Genomic DNA, 21,442 nt, shown 5'->3' on the forward strand with positions numbered 1-21,442 from the left:
ATGTCCGCATTTTCTTCCTCTCCGCGTCCGCTCCGCTTCCGCGCCCTGTCCCTCGCTTTGGCGACAGGCGTGCTTTCGGGGTGCACCATGATCCCCAAATACAAACGGCCAGCTCCCCCGCTGGCCACCACCTGGCCTGCCTACCAGAATACGGGCAACCCCAAGCTGCAACAGGCGGCTTACGATATCGGTTGGAATGATTTCTTCACCGACCCACGCCTGAAGGCGCTCATTGCAATCGCCATTCGTGAAAACCGCGATCTGCGTGTAGCTGCCGCTAATATCGCCGAAGCACAGGGCCAGTACGATGTTCAGCACGCTGGCCTGTTCCCCACCATCAGCGCATCCGGCGGGCCGATGTATCAGGCTCCATCCGATGCCGCAGGGCTGAGCTTTGCGCCGGGGCTGGGGTCAGAAAGTTCTGAAAAATCCGGCATGAGTCTGGCGCGTGATCCGTTCCGTTATTATCAGGGCGGAATCGGGTTTTCTTCCTACGAGATTGACCTGTTTGGCCGTATCCGCAGCCTGACGCGGGAATCTGCTGAAAAAGCATTGTCCGAACAGGCCAACCTGCGGGGCATGTTGATCAGTATCGTCTCGCAGGTGGCAACAGCCTATGTCACCTGGCTGGGGGACAAGGAAACGCTGGCCGTGGCGGACAATACGCTGACCACGCAGCAGGAAACGCTCAACCTGACGCGCGAAAAATACAACCATGGGGAAGCCAACCTGCTGACCGTGCGGCAAGCGGAAACACAGGTGCAGCAGAGCGCTGCGCTGCGCGCTGATTCCCGCCGCAAGGTGGCGCAGGATGAAAACCTGATCACGCTACTGATTGGCGCCCCTATTCCTGCCAACCTGCCACCTCCACAACCTTTGGGCCAGCAAACCATTCTGGCCGATCTGCCCGCAGGTGTGCCGTCTGATCTGCTGACTCGTCGGCCGGACATTGTAGGAGCAGAGCACGATCTGCTGGCGGCGCAGGCGGATATTGGCGCAGCACGGGCTGCCTTCTTCCCGCGCCTGACGCTTACCGCCAATGATGGCATTTCCAGCCTTCAGTTCCATCAGCTTTTCACATCCGCCGCCACAACATGGGGCCTTAATCCGCAACTTCAGATCCCGCTCTGGACATGGGGCATGAACAGCGGAAACCTGAAAGCGTCCAAGGCACGGCGGGATGGGAAAATCGCCTCCTATGAGAAAACCGTACAGTCTGCCTTCAGGGAAGTGGCAGATGCGCTCGCTGCCCGAGAAGCCTATCTGGATGAGAAAAAACAGGTGGATGATCTGGTCACATCCTCCGCTGATGCCTTCCGGCTGGCCAAGATGCGCTATGATGCGGGAACGGACTCCTACCTCACCACACTGGACTCTCAGCGTTCCTACCTGCAGGCCCAGCAGGTCCAGATCATGGTTGCCGTCTCCAACTACCAGAATCTGATTACCATCTACCGGGCGTTGGGTGGAGGATGGAAGGAGCACACCCTTCCTCCAAAATCCCCCGTTCCCGTTGCGCGCCAGCCTGTCTCTCAGACAGGCTGAGTATCTACACTGAGGACGTAACCCGTTCCTCTCATCAGTGATCCCGTTCAAGGATCATGGGAGGAACGGAAAATCAGGCGGCATCGTGAAGCCCTGTTAAAATGTCAGTTCTGCAGGTCCTGTGGAGCCGTGGAGCCGTGGAGCCGTGGAGCCGTGGAGCCGTGGAGCCGTGGAGCCGTGGAGCCGTGGAGCCGTGGATAAAGTGCTCGTGCCTGTCTGCCAAAACAACCCGGAAACAGCCGAAACAACGGGCGGCGAAACCTTTTTCGGCTATTTTTACAGCACCATGACCATTGCGCACCGTGAACCGGGAGGGAGGCCAGAGGCTTCTTCCTGCCGCATTTTTCCGGCCAGATGGCTTTCATGCTCGGGCAGCACTTCTCTAAACCCAAGCCTCTCATAAAATGGTGCGTTCCACGGAACAGAGCGAAATGTGGTGAGCGTAACGCGAGCCATGCCATGCGCCCGTGCGTAATCACACGCTTGCCGAAGTAAGGAGCGCCCAAGCCCGGCCCCCTGTGCCCGCGCTTCTACCGACACCTCAACAATATGAAGGTCCCGCCCATTCAGTTCTGCGCTTAAAAAGCCACAGGGTGTATCTGCGCTATCTACCGCAACCCAACAAAGCTCTTGTTCAATACAGGCCCGATGGTCAGCTTCTGACAGGCTCGGCTCATCTTCCGCCAGAAAAGCGAGGGCCGGGATACGCCGAAAAACCTGCGCTGCGGACCGTTCAATAGCGGGTAATTTCGGCGCATCATCCTGCCGAGCCAGCCTAACCGTAAAAACAGTAACCCCCATATTTTTCTAAGTCCCGAGAAAATGCAGGCACAAAAAAAGGCCGTCTGAGACGACCTTTTCCTGCAACTTATGCACCTGCGCTTTTACTTTTTAGCGGCAACCGGAGCCGGAGAAAGTTTCAGCACCCAAAGCTGCGCAATATCATGGGCACCGGTTTCACCCTCCACGGTTTTCAATGTGGCAATCGCAGCGTCTTTCTTGCCAGCCTGCATCTGAGCCAGACCAAGGTGCAGACGTGCAATATTCACATCCGAAACACCTTTGGTAATAGCCTGCTGCATCAGATCCAAGCCTTTATCGGCCTGCCCGAAGGTGACGTAGTTGTATCCAACGTTCAGCAGATCATCACCGGTCTTGGCCTTGAGGGCCGCGGCTTCATCCGTAGCGATGGAGGCTTTCTTGTCCGCTACCGTCTTTTCAACCAGAGCTTTCAGGCGAGCCTGACGCGGTGCTTCTGCACCCTGCCCCAGAACATTGGCTTTGTAACCATCATTCATCAGGTCCAGCGCCAACTGCGGCATGCCATTCTGCATGGCAATTTCCGTCATTTCCATGAAATCACGGGACTGGGTAACATTCCCTGCGGCCAGACGGATGCGATACACATCAAGCTGAAGAGTGGGCGGAATTTTTGCATTCACGATCAGTTCGTGCAGCAGAAGATCCCAGTATTCCTTTTTGGGGTAATACGTAGCCAGCAAAACATAAGCATGCGTGCTGGTGGTGGAATCCTTCATGACAGAGGCACTGGCAGCCAGCATCTGCAACTGGGATTCAGCCGGGGCCTTCTTGGCTTTGACTTCCGCATCAATCTGTTCCTTCAGCACCCGTACCGTGTTCGGGTAATCTTTCTGAAGGTAATAGGACTGTGCCAGAAGCGTGCCCATGGTGGCGTTGGGGCCAGCTTCCTTCTGGTAGCGTTCAATGGCCTTTACCGCACGCGGGTAATCCTTGGCATTATACGCCATGGTGGCCTCAGACATCAGCATCTGATGCTTGGTGTCCTTGGGCGTGCGGGGGGAGGCAATCAGCTTGTCATACGCTGCCGTTGCGGCATCCACATTCCCAGCCTGCGTGGCCACTGCGGCCCGCATCTGGTTAATGGTGTAGGAGTCATAGTCACTCTTGCTTTTTACAGCATCCGCCGCATCTACCGCCGCCATGGCCTTGGGGTAGTTATGGGCCGCAAGCGCGCTTTGCGCCTGCATGAGTGCCTTGCCTACATCCGGTCCCAGTGTGTCGGCTGCATGAGCCAAGGGCTGGGCAAACGCGAATGCCACGCTGGCAAACAGCGAGATGCGTAAAAGATGGGAAGACATTAAATTACTGTCCTTCTGCAAACTGCTCTTGCCCGACAATACCAAGCTTGGTTACGCCAAGCCGCTGGGCATCAGCCATAACATGCACCACCGTTTTGTAATCCGCCAGACGGTTTGGCTGCAGATGGACTTCTGGCTGCTGATCAGCTGGACCACTTGCGGCTTCACGCAGATGGGCCTGAAGATCATCTTCCCCGGAAAGGGGCTGGCCATTCCATGTAATCGTGTTGTCGAAATCAACGGCAAGCGTCACCACCGGCGTTTCCTGCGTTGAAGGCGGCGGGTTACCTTGCGGCAGATCGATGGAAACGGCCTGGGTCTGCAACGGGATTGTAATGATAAGCATGATCAGCAGAACCAGCATCACGTCGATCAACGGCGTGGTGTTGATATCGACAATGCCTTCGTCTTCCGTCGTGCTTTCCGATCCGACATTCATGCCCATGGGCTGTCACTCTCTTACAAACTCTGGTTCCGCGACACGGTCCGAACCCAGACGGACGCAGAATAAAAGGGCAGATGCTCCGTTACCTCCCAATAAAGAGGTAACGGAATTTTCTGGTGTGATCAGCCGTCTTTCGGCTTCTCGGTAATAAAGTCGATATGCGCAATACCGGCTTCCTGACAGGCAGCTATCAGCTTGCCCACAGATTCGTAACGGGACTTCATATCCCCACGGATCTGGATCTGCGGCTGGGGCTGCATGACGGCAATCTTTTCCAGACGGGCCATAAGATCGGCCCGTCCTTTAAGTGGCGTTTCGTCCCAGTATGCCTGTCCGTTATCCGTCACTGCAAGCACGACATTCCCGTTTTTGGTCTGTGTCGGCTGGTTAAGATCCTTCGGCAAATTGACTTTTACCGTGTGGGTTGCAACCGGAATTGTGATCAGAAAGATGATCAGCAACACCAGCATGACATCAACGAGGGGCGTCGTGTTGATCGCAGATACGACGTCGTCTTCGCCCCCGCTGTCTCCGACAGACATACCCATGATTAGCCTACCCGGTTAGAGACGGTGGAAGTCGTGGGGGAATTATCAGGACGCACAGCAATCGGTTCTACTGCGGAGCCATGACGCACACCGCCGATGAGGATGGACTGAAGATCAGCCGCGAAGTCACGCACGCTGTCCATGGCCCCTTTGTTACGACGCACCAGAAGGTTGTAACCCAGCACGGCCGGAACAGCGGTAGCCAGACCGATAGCCGTCATGATCAGGGATTCACCAACCGGACCAGCAACCTTGTCGATGGAAGCCTGACCGGCAATACCGATGGCTGTCAGAGCGTGATAGATACCCCAAACCGTACCAAACAGACCAATGAACGGAGAGGTGGAACCAACCGTCCCCAGGAAGGCAAGGCCTTTCTGCAGGCTGTTCTGGATGTTGTTCACGGAACGCTGGATGGACATGGAGGTCCAGCTGTTCAGATCGATGGATTCCTGCATCGTCCCTTCATGGTGTTCAGCAGCAACAATGCCGGTGTCAGCAATGTAGCGGAACGGAGACGTTGCACTCAGGGCGGCAGCACCTTCCTGAATGGAGCTTTTGGTCCAGAAGTTTTTGGTAGCTTCCTTGGCAGCGCCAAACAGACGAGCCTGTTCGATGAACTTGGTGATCATGATGAACCAGGTGCCCAGGGACATGAACAGCATGATCAGCAGAACGCCACGGGCAATGATGTCACCGTTGGACCAAAGAGCACCCAGCCCGTAGGGGTTGGCTTCTTCTTTGGTGTCAGCCGCCGGCGGCGCAGCAGGCGTATCTGTTGCTGGGGCCGGAGCCGGTGCCTCAGCTGACGGCGCAGCAGGACCTTCTGCAGGCGCAGAGGCATCAGGCGTAGGAGCAGCAGGAGCCGCACTGTCGGTCGGGGCGGCAGGAGAAGCCGCTTCCGGAGCAGGTGCAGCAGGGGTTGTCGTGGAATCTGTTGCGGAAGGAGCAGAAGCATCCTGAGCCAGCGCCAGAACCGGTGTCGCCGTGCCCAGCATGATCGCAAGAGCCGGAACTGCGAGACCCGACACTGGAAGACGAGACAGTCTGATCATGTACCTTAAAATCCTTATCTTATGCGGCCTGGCGTCGGCACCCTTCCGGCGCCAGGCAGTTATCTCCAGTAATTCGGCTAAATGCCGGGATCAGTCATCCAGTCTGAACCTGATCACATACACCTTGTGAAGCTCCTTGACGGGCTGGCCGTTCTTTGTTGCCGGGCGATAACGCGCCTTGTGCACGTAATCGAGAGCGGCCTGAGCAAAAGACTGGCCTCCCTGCACGGACTGAACGGAACAGTTGCTTGTCATACCCGTAGTTTCCACATCACACGCAACGGTCACACGGCCTTCAATGTTCTCTTCTTCCATATCCGGCGGATAAACCGGCCGGGCATTGTTCAACGGCGACGTACCTGCCGTCGTATCCGGTGAATCAGACGGTGCCGCCTTAGATGCAGGTTCGGTTACAGGCGGAGCCGGCGACGTAGTGGTCTGCGGCGGCGAAGGATGCTTGGGCGGCGTACGCGAAACATGCTTGATCGGCGGGTTCGGCGGCGGCGGCAGCTGAATCTTCGGCGGCGGAATATACGGGCGGCGGCGGAACCGCCATGTCGGCGGCGGCGGCGGCGGTGGTGGTGGGGGGGGCGGTGGTGGTGGTGGTGGTAGAATTCTGGTCTTGATCGGTGGTTTGGGCACCGGGACGCTGGTGGACGTTCCCATACCCAGCACTAGGCCCATAACCGCCAATACATGCAGCAGAATGACTACCAGCAGAGCAACAACACCGACAACAGCTCCTGTCCCGACGACGTAATGCATCGGTCTCCGTTGCTGTTGCGTGCGGTCCTTCATATTTCTACATCCTCCTTCTTCCACGCCAGCCATAAAACGCCGGTCTGCATCCACCCCCGATACTCGGGCGCTGAAAGTGGCGGTTACAAACCAACATTTCGTGCCTCAGCACTGGATAGACTGACAGAGCTGCATAGCTGCCATCTTCCTGATCCTGATTGGGCAATTTGAGAACAGTTCTGTCAAGAATGTTCTTGATCGAAAATAATGCTGCCCCACACAAAGCGTTCTGCCTAAAATTTGAGCACGCAACTGCACCCCGCAGAAAAACGCCATATTTCAGCCAAAAATCACTAAATGCTGTCTGGTTATGCTTCTTTTCATTTCATTGTCATTTTGAAAAAAAATAGCGTCTAAACGCGCAGCATGAAGAAAGAGTTTCGGTCTGCCACGAAATATAAAACGGATTATAAAAAAGCGGGCCTGCCAGAGGCAGCCCGCTTTGTAACAAAACCTTCTTATTTTGAACGCAGCCTTACTGGGCGGAGGCACTGGCCTCAGAACGTGTAGCCCCCACACGCGCGGCCAAGGCCGCCGCCATGAAGTCATCCAGCGCGCCATCCAGCACCGCATCCGGATTCCCGGTTTCCACGCCTGTACGCAGATCCTTGACCATCTGATACGGCGCCAGAACGTAGGACCGAATCTGATGCCCCCAACCAATATCGGTCTTGGCAGCTTCCGTGGCAGCCGCTGCGGCTTCACGCTTCTGAAGTTCGGCTTCATACAGGCGCGCACGCAGCATCTGCATGGCAGTGGCACGGTTCCGATGCTGTGAACGGTCTGTCTGACAGGCCACCACAATCCCGGTGGGAATATGGGTGATACGGATGGCAGAATCCGTTTTGTTAACGTGCTGCCCGCCCGCACCGGATGCCCGGAACGTATCCACCTTCAGGTCAGAATCATTGACTTCAATCTCGATCGAATCATCAATAACCGGATAGACCCAGACAGAGGCAAAGGACGTCTGCCGTCGGGCTGCCGCATCAAACGGAGAAATCCGCACAAGCCGATGCACGCCAGCTTCGGTTTTCAGCCAACCATAGGCATTGGGGCCAGAGACCAGAATGGTGGCCGATTTCAGCCCCGCCTGTTCCCCTTCCGAGCTTTCCATCAGCGTGACCTTGTAGCCATGCGCTTCTGCCCAGCGGGTGTACATGCGCAGCATCATTTCCGCCCAGTCCTGCGCCTCGGTGCCGCCAGCGCCAGCATTGACTTCCAGATAGCAGTCATTGCTGTCGGCCTCGCCAGAAAGCAGGCTTTCCGTCTCACGCCGCTTGGCTTCTTCCGCCAGTTGCTTCAGGGTTGAAATGGCTTCCTGAACCACTTCGGCGTCCCCTTCAGCCTCGGCCAGCTCAACAAGCTCACAAGTATCCTGCACGCTGTTTTCAAGCGCCAGAACCCCTTCTACCTGTCCAGCCAGCAGCGTGCGTTCACGCATCAGCTTCTGGGCGGCTTCCGGGTCATTCCATAAATCAGGATCTTCTGCCTGGTTGTTCAGTTCGGCCAGTCTGGCCTGTGCGACATCCCAGTTAAAGATGCCTCCTCAGCAGCGCCACTGACTGCTTGATCTGGTCGTTAAGGGCTTCCGTCTCGGCAGACATCAGGCCGTTTCTCCATCACTTCTAAGACTTGCTTGAATTGCAGAGAGACTGTTCAGACAGCCTCTTGTAAGCGGCCTCAATAAAGGCCGCCCATGCCAATGTCACCCCCGGAAGGCTCCTGCGCAGGGTGTGGTGTACCGGGTGCTGGCGTAGCGCTATTGCCCGCAGCAGTCCCACCCGCGCCGGGCTGCCCGCCACCGGCGGCCATATCACTTTCCGAATCGGGCATGTTTTCAGCGCCAGTATCGGCTGCCGTCAGTTCCTGAGACGCGCCATTATCAGCCAGACTGACGCTTACACCCGGAATCTGATCAGGCTTGAACGCATCAATCGCAACGCCACGGCCCGTATCATACCGCACCAGCGTAACACCCTCCGGCACGGGGAAATCAAGCTTGGGGTACCCCTCAAAGGCAGTCTTCATGATCTTGTTCCAGATAGGACCAGCAATGGCCCCCCCGGTCTCATTCTTGCCCAGAGATTGAGGCGAATCGAACCCGATCCACACGACCGTCACCAGATCGGGTGAGTAACCGGCAAACCACGCATCATTGAAATTCTGGCTGGTGCCGGTTTTGCCCGCTACAGGGCGATCAATCCCTTTGCCAGCCTGCACCCCGGTGCCGCGACGGATGACATCCTGCAACATGGTGGTGATCTGGAACGTGCTTTGTTCTGACGCCACTCTCGGCCGATCATCCTTGACGGCAGGCTGATCATCCACACCGGGAAGATCTGCGCTGTTCTGCACGGAGGCAGACGGTGCCGGGGTGGTTACTGGCGCGGGTGCTGGCGGCTGCGGCTGCGCGGCATCCGGCTTGCCATCAGGGAAGATGGCGTCTGGTTCATTCTCATGACCCGCAGCCTGTTGCTCTGCGGCAGTCTGAGCAGCGACAGAAACCAGAGAAAGCCCTTCCGGCCGCCAGATCACCTTACCCTGCCGGTCCTGCACATCATCTATCAGGGTCGGGGTTACTTTCCGGCCCCCGGCAGCCAACGTGGCGTAGGCTCCCGCTTCTTTCAGCACCGTGGTTTCCACGGCCCCCAGAGCCGCAGGCAGCACGTGCGGCATGGAGTCCACAAGCCCGATTCGCGTTGCCAGATCAGCCACATTCTTGATGCCGATATGCGCAGCCAACCGGATGGTCACGAGGTTGCGGGATTCCCGCAACGCATCATGCAGGGACGTTGGCCCCCAGAAATCCTTTTCATAGTTGTTGGGGTGCCACGCCCCGTAAGAAACTGGAGAATCGTCAAAGGCCTGAGAGGGAGAAATGCCCTGCTCCATGGCCTGTAGATACACAAACGGCTTGAAGGATGAGCCGGGCTGACGCAGCGCCTGCGTTGCGCGGTCAAACTGTGATGTCTGGAAAGACCAGCCCCCCACCAACGCCATCACGCGCCCAGTATGCACATTGAGGGTCACCACAGCGCCTTCAACATGCGGCACTTGCATCAGCGCCACACGCTCCCCTTGGGCCTGAGGTTCAATCATCACCACATCGCCCGCTCTCAACAGGCGGAACCGGCGCGTCCATGCCAGATCACGTTCCAGCACCTGCGCGGTTTGTGGTGTTCCGCCCTGCGTGGCAGCGCCCCGCCGCATGATGCCCCCTTCAAGCCAGCCCACCCGGCCGCGAGAAGGGTCAAGCACCACAGCCAACCGCCATTGATCCAGCATTCCCAGCGGCACCGGCACGGCCTGCAGGGCCGCCACCCAGTCCTCCTGAGAAGAAGAGGACGTGACCTCTGCCAGATGTTTGATAGGGCCACGCCAGCCGCCATGTGCCCGGTCATACGCCATCAGGCCCTGTCGCAGGGTGGTCTGCGCCGTAAGCTGCAATGCGGGGTCCAGACTGGTGTGCACTTCCAGCCCGCCCTGTAGCGTCGTGTCCTGCCCGTACCGTTCCAACAGTTCGCGCCGCACTTCCTCAGCAAACCATTCAGACCCGGGAGCCGGACCGGGGCGCACAAAGGCGTGCGGGATCAGAGGCTCGGCTTCTGCTGACCGGGCAGCCTCATGCGTAATGGCGCCTGTTTCGGCCATCCGCTCCAGCACCCAGTTCCGTCGCCCACGCGCGGCATCCGGAAACCGGATCGGGTTGTAATTGGTCGGAGATTTGGGCAACGCGCCAAGGAAAGCTGCCTCGGCATCATCAAGCTGATCAAGCGGCTTGTTGAAATATGTCTGCGCGGCGGCGGCAATGCCATAGGCGCCGCTGCCCATGTAAATTTCGTTCAGATAGATTTCGAGAATCTTCTCCTTGGGCAGCACCTGCTCAATGCGCATGGCCAGAAACGCTTCCTTGGCCTTGCGCTTCATGGAGACAGCATTACTGCCCAGCAGCATGACGCGCGCCACCTGCTGCGTGATGGTGGACGCACCAATAGGCCTGCGCCCCTTGCCGCGAGTAAGATCGGTCAGACCTGCGCGTATAATGGCGACCGGGTCCACCCCTTTATGGGTCCAGAATTTCTGGTCTTCCGCTGCAATAAAGGCGTTTTTCACCCGGTCCGGAATAGCGCTGTACGGCACAAACACCCGGCGTTCATCTGCCAGTTCGGCAATCACCTTGTCATCTGATGCATAAAGGCGGCTCATTACAGGCGGCTGGTAGGTCCGTAGCCCTTCCACCGTCGGCAGATCCGCCACAATACCTTCATACTGGTGCCAGACCAGCAGGGACGCCCCCGTTACGCCAACAAGCCCCACGGCAGCCACTGTGCCCAGAAGCCCCCGCCATTGGCGGAAACGTGGCCTGCGCAGCGTTACACCCTGCCGGGAAGAAGCGTTTTCTTCTTTCTTGTCAGAAGAAGACCCAGAGTCACCAGAAGACGGAGTTCGTGTCATGCAGGTCCTTTATCATTCCCATGCGCTGCCGTCTTCCTTCTCATGCGCCATATTGACCACATGATGGCAAAAAGACACCTCTCCCCGCCGGACCAGCCTTTTCCAACGGAGTTTGCCTTTAATGTCACTGTTCCGTTTTACCGGAACACCCCATCTAGCCCAGCATTTCACCCAGAAAACGGGCCGTATAATCCACCACCGGAATAATGCGACCGTAATTGATGCGCGTGGGGCCAATCACGCCAATGGCCCCTACAATCCGGTTGGCCTCGTTCCGGGCTGGGGCCACGACCATGGACATGCCGGAGGCCCCGAACAATCCACTTTCCGCCCCGATGAAAATCCTCACCCCTGCCGAATTTTCCGCCAGTTCCAGCAGGCGCATCATGGTTTCCTGCGTTTCCAGCCGGTCAAACAGGGTCTGAATAGCTAACAGGCGTTCCTGCCCATCCACATCCGCCAGCAGCTTGCCTTGACCGCGAATAATCAGGGTGCCGCCGCGTTCATCCGCACCACCGCCCCACACAGCCAGACCACTTTCCACCACCTCGGCCGTCAACTGGTCCAGCGCGTTCTGATTCTCCGTCATTTCAGCACCAACCCTGTCACGCAGATCATGCAGGGTTGTGCCTAAAACACGGGCATTCAGGTAATTGGCTGCTTCCACCAGAGCCGAGGGAGGCATGCCCACCGGGGTTTCCATCACCCGATTCTCCACATGGCCATCAGTGCCGACAAGGACAACCAGCGCCCGATTGCCGCCAAGTGCGACAAACTCAATATGCTTGATGCCGCCCTCCCCCTTGGGAGCCACCACCAACCCGGCTGCATCGGACATGCCAGAGAGCAGAGCCGAAGCCTCCGTCAACGTCTCCTGCAAGGAGCGCCCACGCGCTTCCAGAGACCGACCAATACCGGCCTGCTCCTCTTCTGAAAGGCTGCCAAATTGCAGCAGGCCATCCACAAACAGCCGCAGCCCTTTTTCCGTAGGCAGACGCCCGGCGGAGGTGTGGGGAGAAAACAGCAACCCCGCTTCCGTCAATGAGGCCATGACATTCCGAATGGTCGCCGGAGAAAGTGGCAACCCCAACCGGCGTGAGAGCGTACGGGAACCTACGGGTTCACCGCTTGCCACGTATTCTTCCACAATTTCGCGCAAAATCGCGGCGGATCTGCCATCCAGTTCCGGCGGCAGGGGCGATTTTACGGGCAGCAGACCACGCTTCATGATGACAGGCCTCCTCCTTCAAAATGATCCAGCCGGTAAATCAGGCCAAACAGACATATCCTGATCTTCTGCGCATCTGGCGTGCGTCTGACAAGAGAGCAAGTCCCTTCAACGCAAGAGTGAGCAGTCCCTGACCCTTTCAGGCAGACATAACGCACGTCTCGCGGCACCGACGCACCTGTGTAACCGGAGACCGTCACGCGGTTCCGCTCTGGCGCAAATCCCTTTATGTGCAGGGACCCCTCGTTTTTTTGTCAGGAGCCCTTCCTCATGCGCCCTTCCGGCCGTCAGCCAGACCAGATGCGCCCCGTTACAATTGAAACCGGTTTTGCCCACCATGCGGAAGGCTCCGCCCTTATCCGCGTGGGCGGCACGGAAGTGCTCTGTACGGCCAGTGTGGAAAACCGTGTTCCAGCCTTTCTGCGCGGAAAGGGTTCAGGATGGGTAACAGCCGAATATGGCATGCTGCCCCGTGCCACCCATTCGCGCGGCCTGCGAGAGGCCGCCAAGGGCAAACAATCCGGTCGGACACAGGAAATCCAGCGGTTGATTGGTCGCTCCCTGCGTTCTGTGGTGGACCTGCCCGCGCTAGGTGAAATCAGCATCACGCTGGATTGCGACGTTCTGAATGCAGATGGTGGCACCCGTTGCGCCGCCATTACCGGTGCATGGGTGGCGCTACGGTTGGCTCTGGGTAAATTGGTGGCCGCGCATGTGCTGCGCCAGTTGCCCCTGCGCGGACAGGTTGCGGCTGTCTCCTGCGGGTTGACGGAAGCCGGCCCTGTGCTGGATCTGGACTATGCGGAAGACAGCGCCGCAGCAGCCGACACCAATTTTGTACTGACCGCAGACCGGCGCATTGTGGAAATTCAGGCCACAGCCGAAGACGCTCCCTTTATGGAAGACTCTTTCACCGCCATGTTCGGCCTCGCCCGGCAGGGTGTTTCCGTGCTGTTTGATGCCCAGACAGCCGCAGTGAACGCAGCAGAAGGCCACTGACCCCATGACAAACCCCATTTTGAAATCTGGCGACAAACTGGTTCTGGCCAGCCACAACAAAGGCAAACTTGCTGAATTTTCCTCTCTCCTTGCTGATTTCGGCATTACCGTGCTCTCTGCCGGGGATCTTGACCTTCCTGAACCGGACGAGACGGAAACCACGTTTGCAGGCAACGCCGCCCTCAAGGCTGTCGCCGCATCCAAAGCCACGGGCCTGCCCGCGCTGGCCGATGATTCCGGCCTGTGTGTTTCCGCCCTTGGGGGAGCACCCGGCATTTATTCCGCACGCTGGGCCGGGCCGGATAAAGACTTTCCCGCTGCCATGGCCCGCATTCACGAGGGAATTGGCGAAGACGAACGCGATGCGTGGTTTATCTGCGTGCTGTGCCTTGCTTTTCCGGACGGCACCACCCGCAGTTTTGAAGGGCGTATCAATGGGCAGATCACGTGGCCCCCACGGGGAGATAAAGGCCACGGATATGACCCCATTTTCACGCCGGAAGGGGAAACCCGCACCTTTGCGGAAATGGCGGACGCCGAGAAAAATGCCATCAGCCACCGTGCTCGCGCCTTTAAATCCTTCCGTGAATCGTGCCTTGATTGATACCACTATTGGAAAACAGAGTTTTTGTCTGATACGGTGCGCCAGCCGGGGAATTCCCCGGCTGTTTTTCTATCAGCTGTTCAGGACAAGGACTCCATGACCACACAGAACACCGCTTACCGCACACTGGATGCTGAGGGTGTAAGATCCTATGTGGCCTCTCTTCCCACCATTGCCGCGCGCCTTGGCAGCGCGCCGGAAACATGGACCATCCGGGAAGTGAGTGATGGCAACCTGAATATGGTGTTTCTGGCTGAAGGCTCGAACGGAGGGGTTTGCCTGAAACAGGCGCTTCCGCACGTTCGGGTTGATCCATCCTGGAAAATGCCGCTGGATCGCACTTTTTTTGAAGCCGCCTATCTGCGCAACGTGTTTCCCCACGTGCCAGACCTTACAACAGAATGCCTGCATTTTGACCCGGAACAGTTTATCCTGATTGTCAAAAGCCTTTCTGGCCATACCGTTTTACGCACAGCCCTTATGAACGGGCCGGTTATCCCGGAAATAGCTGCTCGGATTGGGCGCTTTGTGGCCCACAGCACATTTGCCACGTCCCTGCTGGCAGCCCCTTTTGAACCCGTTATGGACCGCCGCATCTGTTTTGCCCGCAACCAGACACTCACCCGTATTACGGTTGATCTGGTGCTGACAGACCCGTACCATAATCACCCCCGTAACCACTGGGCAGAACCGGGCCTGACACCTGTGGTGGACGCCATTCGTGCTGACGAGAATGTGCTGGCCCGGATCGATTCACTGCGTCTGCGCTTTCTTTCCTGCCCACAGGCCCTTCTGCATGGAGACCTCCACACGGGCTCCATCATGACCACGGAAGACGATACACGTGTCATAGACGGCGAATTTGCGATCTACGGTCCTATTGGCTTTGATGCCGGACTGTTTGTCGCAAATCTCGTGCTCAGTTTATTTGCCACGCCGGACACTGCGGCCACACACCTTCATAAACAGATGATCACCTTGTTCTGGGGCAGCTTTACAGAGCACTTCCTTCATTTGTGGAACACACAGCCTACCCCTTCCGACCCGGCGGCCCTGTATTACGCCCCCACCCAAGGCGGCATTTCAGAACGAGAAAAAACTCTTTTCCTGGAAAGTATTTTTCAGGACATGGTTGGATACTGTGGTGCGGAAATCATCCGCCGCATTATCGGCTATGCACACGTTGCCGATTTCTCTGTTCTGCCCAATACGGAAAGCCGGGAAGCCCGCAAAAAACAGGCTCTTCTGTTCGCAAAAAAATGTCTTGATCAGAAACATCTTTTTAAAAACGTTTCTGATTTTCTTACTTCGCTTTCCGCAGACTGATCTCTGTGCTCTGAACTGCCCAGCACTTTGATAGGCTGGGCAGCCTTTAGCCTCCTGCTCCGGGCTGAATGTGGACCTTTCCCCTAATGCCCTCTCTTCCCACCTCTTAGGATGACACTGTTCCCTCTGCGTGCCCCCCCACGATCCCAAGTGGCACCTGCATCGTGTTGTAACAGCTCTTTTACCTGAAGATGCAAGACGCCTCTTGCTTTTAGCGTCATTTTTCTGTCTGCTAGCGTCACCGCAGGAAAGTGCGTTGCTGCGATGCCGCAATTTTCCCTTTCCCTGCCCCAGCTTTGCAAACATTGCAAAACCCGAAAAAATCTTCGCTTCTTTTCACTTTTATTCGGGTAGCGCTCGGCAGACCTCCTCAGGCACACTTCGGCTTATGGACATACACAGAGGCCAAAGCCATGTCGTCTCACGATCTTAAATAGTGCAGCCCTTAATCAGGGCAACGCACTGAACCGCTTGCCTGTTCTGTCAGAAGCGCTTCCCACCAGAAGCGTTTCTATAGGGCTTTTGGCCCACGGCATCTGATTACTGAACTTGCAGCAGATGCCTTGCAGAACATGACACCGTATTTCTTCTGAGACACCGACAAAAACAAAAAGACCGGGGGACAAAGAAGATGTCTGAACATACCATTATTCCCGTGCATCCTCAGTCAGCAGAATACTCCTTGCTGACACCGTCACAACTGCAGGCGATGACACGCCGTGCCGAGCGTGATCCGGATGGGTTCTGGCTGGATCAGGCGGAGCGTATCCACTGGCACAGCAACCCGACCCGCGCCTTTTGTGGCTCCTTTCAGGATGATGTTGAAATCAACTGGTATCATGATGGCACGCTGAACGCCTCCGTCTCCTGCATAGACAGCCATCTGGGAGACAGGGCAGACCAGGTTGCCCTGATCAGCCACCGCGACGGCACGGATGAAGCAGAAAAACTGACATACCGTATGCTGCACGAGCGCGTCTGCCGTCTGGCAAATGCGTTGCAGCATCTGGGTGTTTCGCGGGGGGATCGTGTTGCCATCTCCTTGCCCATGGTATCCGAAGCCCCTATTGCCATGCTGGCATGTGCCCGTATTGGGGCTGTGCATGTGGTGCTGTTTGGCGGTCTTTCAGCAGAAGCCATTGCCGAGCGGCTGGTAGATAGTGGCGCACGCGTTGTGATTACCGCCAACGAGATTGCACGCGGTGCAAAGCGTATCCCGCTCAAGCATATTATGGATGAGGCGTTGAAAAAAGCGGGGGCAGAGAGTGCGGTTGAAACCGTTCTGGTGCTCCGCACAACAGATGCGCCCGTTGCCATGCTTCCCGAACGTGACCTTGATTTTCACGATTTTGTGGACTGGTTTGAACCAGACTGCATTCCGGAGATCATGAATGCGGAAGATCCCCTTTTCCTGCTCTACACCTCTGGCAGTACCGGCAAGCCCAAGGCCGTGGTGCACACCACGGGCGGCTACATGGTATGGGCGGCCTACACCATGGGCATGGTCTACACCCACCGCCCGAATGATGTTCTGTGGTGCACAGCGGATGTGGCATGGATTACCGGCCATACCTCGGTTGTCTATGGGCCGCTGGCCAACGGCAGCACCACCATGATGTTTGATGGCCTGCCTTCCTACCCGCAACCGGGCCGCTGGTGGGAGCTGATAGAACGCCACAAGGTAACCATGCTGTTTACCGCCCCCACCGCCATCCGCTCCCTGATGCGCGAAGGCGATGATCTGGTAAACCGGTATGACCTGAGCAGCCTGCGGCTTCTGGGCACTGCCGGAGAACCCATCAGCCCGGATGCGTGGATGTGGTACCATGATGTTGTCGGCAAAGGCAGTTGCCCGGTTGTGGATACATGGTGGCAGACGGAAACCGCAGGCATCATGCTTGGCCCAATTCCCGGCGCACAAAAACTGAAGCCAGGATCAGCCACCATGCCGCTTCCGGGTGTTTCCATGGTGCTGACCGACACCAAGGGAGACGTGATTGAAGGCGCAGGCGAAGGATGCCTGTGTGTCACCCGCTCCTGGCCCGGACAGGCACGCACCCTCTGGAAAGACCATGCCCGTTTCCAGCAGACCTACTTCTCTTTCAGCCCTGGTCTGTATTTCACGGGGGATGGCGCACGCCGCGATGCAGACGGGTATTACTGGATTACGGGCCGTATGGATGATGTCATCAACATTTCCGGCCATCGGATCGGCACCGCCGAAATTGAGGAAGCTGTTGGTACAGACAGGCGTATTACAGAATGTGCTGCCGTTGGTGTGCCACATTCCGTCAAGGGACATGCGTTGGTTGTGTTCGCCATTGCGCGGGATGAACAGACCAGCATAACGCCCGAAGATATCACCCGGCAGGTCAGTCTGGCCATCGGGCGCTACGCTGCGCCGGATGAGGTTTTCATTGTGCCAGATCTGCCCCGTACGCGCTCTGGCAAGATTGTGCGGCGTCTGCTGCGCAAGATTGCTTCAGGAGAGCTGGATACGCTGGGGGATCTGTCCATGCTGAGCGATGCAGACAGCGTGGACATGTTGATCAACACCGTGTGGAAGGAGGAACAAACCTTGAATGTTGCCTGAGTTTTCGCAAAAAACATTTTAGAATCATATTTTGCCGTTCAAATTTAAATGTCGTTCCGCTTTTTTGGTCTCTCAGCCCTGCCAGATGCTCCTGGCAGGGCTTCCTGTTTTCAAAAGGGTTTCTTTAGCTCCCTATGTGGGCTCCGCGCTGTATGTCGGCACAGGCTCAATGGGAAAACGGATAAGATGATAAGGCGGACGCCGCTTATCCTGTCCATTATTGAAGCTGGCCAGCCGGTTCCACTGCCCCAGTGTGCAATAGACATGCGTGCGCGTGCAGAAAATGCCATCAGGCGAAAGAATGCGCGGATCATGCACCATCAGATCAAATGATCCATCCGTATTGCGCCGCAAAATACAATCGTGCTCGAAATTGGTTGTATAGATACGGCCTTGAGCATCTGTCGCCAGCCCGTCTGCTGTTCCTTTTTCTCCTTCATCCCGCACCGCTTTTGCAAGATCCGCATCGGAAACAGAAAAATCGGACAGCAGCGCCGTTGGCAGACTGTACAACCTGCGGCTGGTCAGAGGCGCGTAATAGAGCCGATCACTTGATGCACTCAGGGTAACACCATCTACGCCGCCCACCACAAAACGGGGCTTCTGGGCGGGGTCATACACCAGTGGCACCCCCTCCACCACGGCCATGAAGCCTGCCTCCGCCTGCGTGGAAGGATGGGTTGCCAGAACGCGGCGCTGCTTCCCGCTGGCAACGTCCACAACGACCAGCCCCGGACTGTGCCCAAACGAACTATCGCTAACATACACAGTGCCTGCCTGCCCGTGTGTCAGATCCACGCGCAGATCATTCATATGGCTGTCAGGCAGCAGCGTCGGGCTTTTGAGGATAATGCTGTGCAGCAATCTGTTGGCCGCAATATCAAAACACACAATTTTAGCGGCACCGGGTTGAAGCGACTGCCCCGCCAGCTTGCCGTCATCAATAGCCCACAGCCTGCCCTGGGTATCCATCGTCATGCCATGGATAGACATCAACCTGTCCGCAGGTGCGGCAGAAGACGGCAGACTAAGCGCTGCACTGGGCCAAGGCACCACACGCCCGTTCACCAGTTCCCCTAATGTTGCGCCTTTATGGTTGATGGCGTGCCGGGGAAAACCGACAAAAATCCGTCCATTCTCCGCCACAACAATACCGGAAGGACCGGGCCCGTAAAACTCAGCAACAATATCGAATGACCCGGCAGGTTCATAACCCTGATCGCCATTTACGCCGGTTGTGGGCGTGCCCTGCGCCCGTGCGGGCAACGCCCCGCCGAGAGACACCATGCCCCCCACCAGAGGGGCCACAGCCGCCCCGGCAACAAGCCGCCTACGTGACATGCACGCCTGAACATGTCGCCAGGAAGAAGACCCCTTAGGCAAATCTGGTAAATGGCGATCCGTCATCCTCATCTCCCTCTTCCCTGCCCCACTTTAGACATCAGGGAAGAAACCCCGATGCCTCAAAGCGCGGTGCCAGTCTGACTTGCAGGCCGTTCTGGCCGGGTATTGCCCGGACCACGCCCTGTCATTCCTGTTGGTTATCGTCCCAAGGGTTTCACGCGGGCCGTGATCTCACAACCCCTGAACCGTCTATACGGCCATCACACGTTGGTAGGGTGCGCATGCCCCCTCCCCTACAGACATTCCATCCGCCACAGACCGCGGGAAGCGGGAGCAATGCCCTTTTATGCCCACACACAAGCCAGTATGAGCGGGATATGAGACATAAAAAAAGCGGCGCTGTTTCCAGCACCGCTTTTTCCGGCATCACTGCCGAGGCGTTCCGGGGGTGTGAGGCGAACCCCACACATCCGGTATTCCAGTGACTGATCAGGCGTCGGTGTTACGACGACGGATGGCAGCACCCAGAATATCACCGAGAGACGCACCGCTGTCGGATGAGCCGTATTCGTTGATAGCCTGCTTGTCTTCTTCCACTTCACGGCCCTTGATGGTCAGAGCCAGCTTGCGGGCTGCGCGGTCAACGGAGACCACTTTCGCATCCACACGTTCGCCAACAGCGAAGCGTTCCGGACGCTGTTCCGCCTTGTCACGAGCCAGTTCCGCACGACGGATGAAGCCGGTCAGAACATCGTCAACCTTCACTTCAATCCCGTTGGACTGAACTGCGGTCACGGTGCAGGTTACAATGGCGCCCTTCTGAACGCTGGTCAGCACATCAGCTGCCGGATCTTCCTGAAGCTGTTTGATGCCCAGAGAGATGCGTTCTTTTTCCACATCCACGTCCAGAACCTTGGCTTTGACAACCTGGCCCTTTTCGTAGTGCTTCATGGCTTCTTCGCCAGTTTCGTCCCAAGACAGGTCGGACATGTGAACCATGCCGTCGATGTCTGCGGAGAGACCAACAAACAGACCGAATTCGGTGATGTTGCGGATTTCGCCTTCCACGGTGGAGCCGATCTTGTGCTCTTCCGCGAACTGTTCCCAAGGATTGCGCTGAACCTGCTTCAGGCCCAGGGAGATGCGGCGCTTCGCGCTGTCCACATCCAGAACCATCACATCGACTTCCTGAGAAGTAGCGACGATCTTGCCCGGATGGACGTTCTTCTTCGTCCAGGACATTTCAGAAACGTGCACCAGACCTTCAACGCCCGGTTCCAGCTCAACAAATGCGCCGTAATCGGTGATGTTGGTCACGCGGCCCGTGTAACGCGCACCCGGCGGGTACTTCAGGGCAACATTTTCCCACGGATCAGCTTCAAGCTGCTTCATACCCAGGGAGATACGCTGCGTATCGGAGTTGAAGCGGATAACCTGCACGCGCACCGGCTGGCCGATCTGCAGAGCTTCAGACGGGTGGTTGATACGCTTCCACGCAATGTCGGTCACGTGCAGCAGGCCGTCAACGCCGCCCAGATCAACGAACGCACCGTAATCGGTGATGTTCTTCACAACGCCGTCCAGGATCATGCCTTCGGTCAGGCCCTGGATCAGTTCGCTGCGCTGTTCTGCACGGGTTTCTTCCAGAACGGCACGACGAGAGACAACAATGTTGCCACGCGCACGGTCCATCTTCAGAATCTGGAACGGCTGAGGAACACCCATCAGCGGGCTGACGTCACGCACGGGGCGGATATCAACCTGGCTGCCGGGCAGGAACGCCATGGCGCCACCCAGATCAACCGTGAAGCCACCCTTGACGCGGCCATAGATGGTGCCATTGACGCGCTGGTTTGCTTCGAACGCCTTTTCAAGGTTCGTCCAGGCTTCTTCACGGCGTGCTTTTTCGCGGGAGAGAACAATGCTGCCGTCACGGTCTTCGTACCGTTCAACATACAGTTCCACCACGTCGCCCGGCTTGATATCCGGCGTCACGCCCGGAGGAGCAAATTCACGCAGGGACACGCGACCTTCGCTCTTCAGGCCAACATCAACAATGGCAAATTCGTCAGTCAGGCGAACAATACGCCCGCGCACAACGGACCCGTCAAAGCCGGTATCACGGCCAAGGGTCTCGTCGAGAAGGGTAGCAAAATCTTCACCACGGAAGTGATCCGCGGTCGGGGTTGCGGCTGAAGCCATGTGTAACTGTAAATCCTGCGCCGACTTGCCAATGAAGAAGCCGGCCATTCCTGCGCACCACATTGTGCGGCACGACTTGCTGGCGGAGATATCAGGAAAACCTGATCTATGTTCCGGCAGCCCAGAGAAAAGAAAATTGAAAACCCGCTGCAAACAACAGGCATCTGTATCGCAGAG

At 57.2% G+C, this 21,442-nt stretch carries 16 protein-coding genes; 5 read left to right on the top strand and 11 right to left on the bottom strand.

Annotated elements, in window-relative coordinates:
- Nucleotides 1–1,545: an efflux transporter outer membrane subunit gene (locus ASN_RS06645; protein WP_045543623.1), complete on the top strand. Its 1,545-nt coding sequence runs from the start codon at nt 1–3 to the stop codon at nt 1,543–1,545.
- 276 nt (nt 1,546–1,821) lie between these two features.
- On the opposite strand, the gene ASN_RS06650 is transcribed toward ASN_RS06645, so the two are convergent.
- The 9 genes from ASN_RS06650 to hrcA all read right to left on the bottom strand — a co-directional run bounded on the left by ASN_RS06650 (nt 1,822) and on the right by hrcA (nt 12,197).
- Nucleotides 1,822–2,346 carry a GNAT family N-acetyltransferase gene (locus ASN_RS06650; protein WP_058987653.1) on the bottom strand — a complete coding sequence of 175 codons (525 nt, stop codon included), beginning with the start codon at nt 2,344–2,346 and terminating at the stop codon, nt 1,822–1,824.
- 83 nt (nt 2,347–2,429) lie between these two features.
- Entirely contained in the window at nt 2,430–3,665 is a 1,236-nt protein-coding gene (locus ASN_RS06655; protein ID WP_058987655.1) for a tetratricopeptide repeat protein, read from the bottom strand.
- 4 nt (nt 3,666–3,669) lie between these two features.
- On the bottom strand, nt 3,670–4,110 hold the full coding sequence (locus tag ASN_RS06660) for an ExbD/TolR family protein (RefSeq protein WP_006560220.1): 441 nt from the start codon (nt 4,108–4,110) through the stop codon (nt 3,670–3,672).
- A gap of 122 nt (nt 4,111–4,232) precedes the next feature.
- The gene (locus tag ASN_RS06665) at nt 4,233–4,658 is read right to left on the bottom strand and encodes an ExbD/TolR family protein (RefSeq protein ID WP_039905872.1); all 426 of its coding nucleotides are present in this window, start codon (nt 4,656–4,658) and stop codon (nt 4,233–4,235) included.
- A gap of 2 nt (nt 4,659–4,660) precedes the next feature.
- Nucleotides 4,661–5,713, bottom strand: coding sequence for a MotA/TolQ/ExbB proton channel family protein (locus ASN_RS06670; protein ID WP_081473658.1), 1,053 nt, complete (start codon nt 5,711–5,713; stop codon nt 4,661–4,663).
- Between the two features lie 90 nt (nt 5,714–5,803).
- Complete coding sequence (locus ASN_RS06675) at nt 5,804–6,511, bottom strand: energy transducer TonB (RefSeq protein WP_099048295.1); 708 nt, start codon at nt 6,509–6,511, stop codon at nt 5,804–5,806.
- A gap of 475 nt (nt 6,512–6,986) precedes the next feature.
- Nucleotides 6,987–8,118, bottom strand: a protein-coding gene (gene prfB / locus ASN_RS06680; protein WP_097802352.1) for a peptide chain release factor 2 whose coding sequence is annotated in 2 segments (ribosomal slippage) — nt 6,987–8,048 and nt 8,050–8,118 — 1,131 coding nt in all. Because the reading frame shifts where the segments join, the coding sequence is not laid out codon by codon here.
- Nucleotides 8,119–8,194: 76 nt separating this feature from the next.
- A complete protein-coding gene (locus ASN_RS06685) occupies nt 8,195–10,969 on the bottom strand; it encodes a penicillin-binding protein 1A (RefSeq protein ID WP_058987660.1) in 2,775 nt (924 codons plus the stop codon).
- A 154-nt stretch (nt 10,970–11,123) separates the two neighbouring features.
- Nucleotides 11,124–12,197: a heat-inducible transcriptional repressor HrcA gene (gene hrcA, locus ASN_RS06690; protein WP_006559767.1), complete on the bottom strand. Its 1,074-nt coding sequence runs from the start codon at nt 12,195–12,197 to the stop codon at nt 11,124–11,126.
- Between the two features lie 270 nt (nt 12,198–12,467).
- On the opposite strand from hrcA, the gene rph reads away from it, so the two are divergent.
- The 4 genes from rph (at nt 12,468) to acs (ending at nt 17,719) form a co-directional block, all read left to right on the top strand.
- Nucleotides 12,468–13,196 (top strand): ribonuclease PH, encoded by a 729-nt coding sequence (gene rph, locus ASN_RS06695; protein ID WP_058987662.1) that lies wholly within the window; start codon nt 12,468–12,470, stop codon nt 13,194–13,196.
- A 4-nt stretch (nt 13,197–13,200) separates the two neighbouring features.
- Nucleotides 13,201–13,800 (top strand): RdgB/HAM1 family non-canonical purine NTP pyrophosphatase, encoded by a 600-nt coding sequence (rdgB, locus tag ASN_RS06700; RefSeq protein ID WP_058987663.1) that lies wholly within the window; start codon nt 13,201–13,203, stop codon nt 13,798–13,800.
- A 96-nt stretch (nt 13,801–13,896) separates the two neighbouring features.
- Nucleotides 13,897–15,126, top strand: a complete 1,230-nt coding sequence (gene mtnK / locus ASN_RS06705; protein WP_058987666.1) for an S-methyl-5-thioribose kinase — start codon at nt 13,897–13,899, stop codon at nt 15,124–15,126.
- A 631-nt stretch (nt 15,127–15,757) separates the two neighbouring features.
- The gene (acs, locus tag ASN_RS06710) at nt 15,758–17,719 is read left to right on the top strand and encodes an acetate--CoA ligase (RefSeq protein ID WP_058987667.1); all 1,962 of its coding nucleotides are present in this window, start codon (nt 15,758–15,760) and stop codon (nt 17,717–17,719) included.
- A gap of 132 nt (nt 17,720–17,851) precedes the next feature.
- Here acs and ASN_RS06715 read toward each other — a convergent pair whose 3' ends face one another.
- Complete coding sequence (locus tag ASN_RS06715; protein WP_058987669.1) at nt 17,852–19,060, bottom strand: L-dopachrome tautomerase-related protein; 1,209 nt, start codon at nt 19,058–19,060, stop codon at nt 17,852–17,854.
- A 492-nt stretch (nt 19,061–19,552) separates the two neighbouring features.
- Nucleotides 19,553–21,265 (bottom strand): 30S ribosomal protein S1, encoded by a 1,713-nt coding sequence (gene rpsA, locus ASN_RS06720; protein WP_035378973.1) that lies wholly within the window; start codon nt 21,263–21,265, stop codon nt 19,553–19,555.
- Between the last annotated feature and the right edge of the window lie 177 nt (nt 21,266–21,442).

Source organism: Acetobacter senegalensis, from assembly GCF_001499615.1.
Classification (GTDB): domain Bacteria; phylum Pseudomonadota; class Alphaproteobacteria; order Acetobacterales; family Acetobacteraceae; genus Acetobacter; species Acetobacter senegalensis.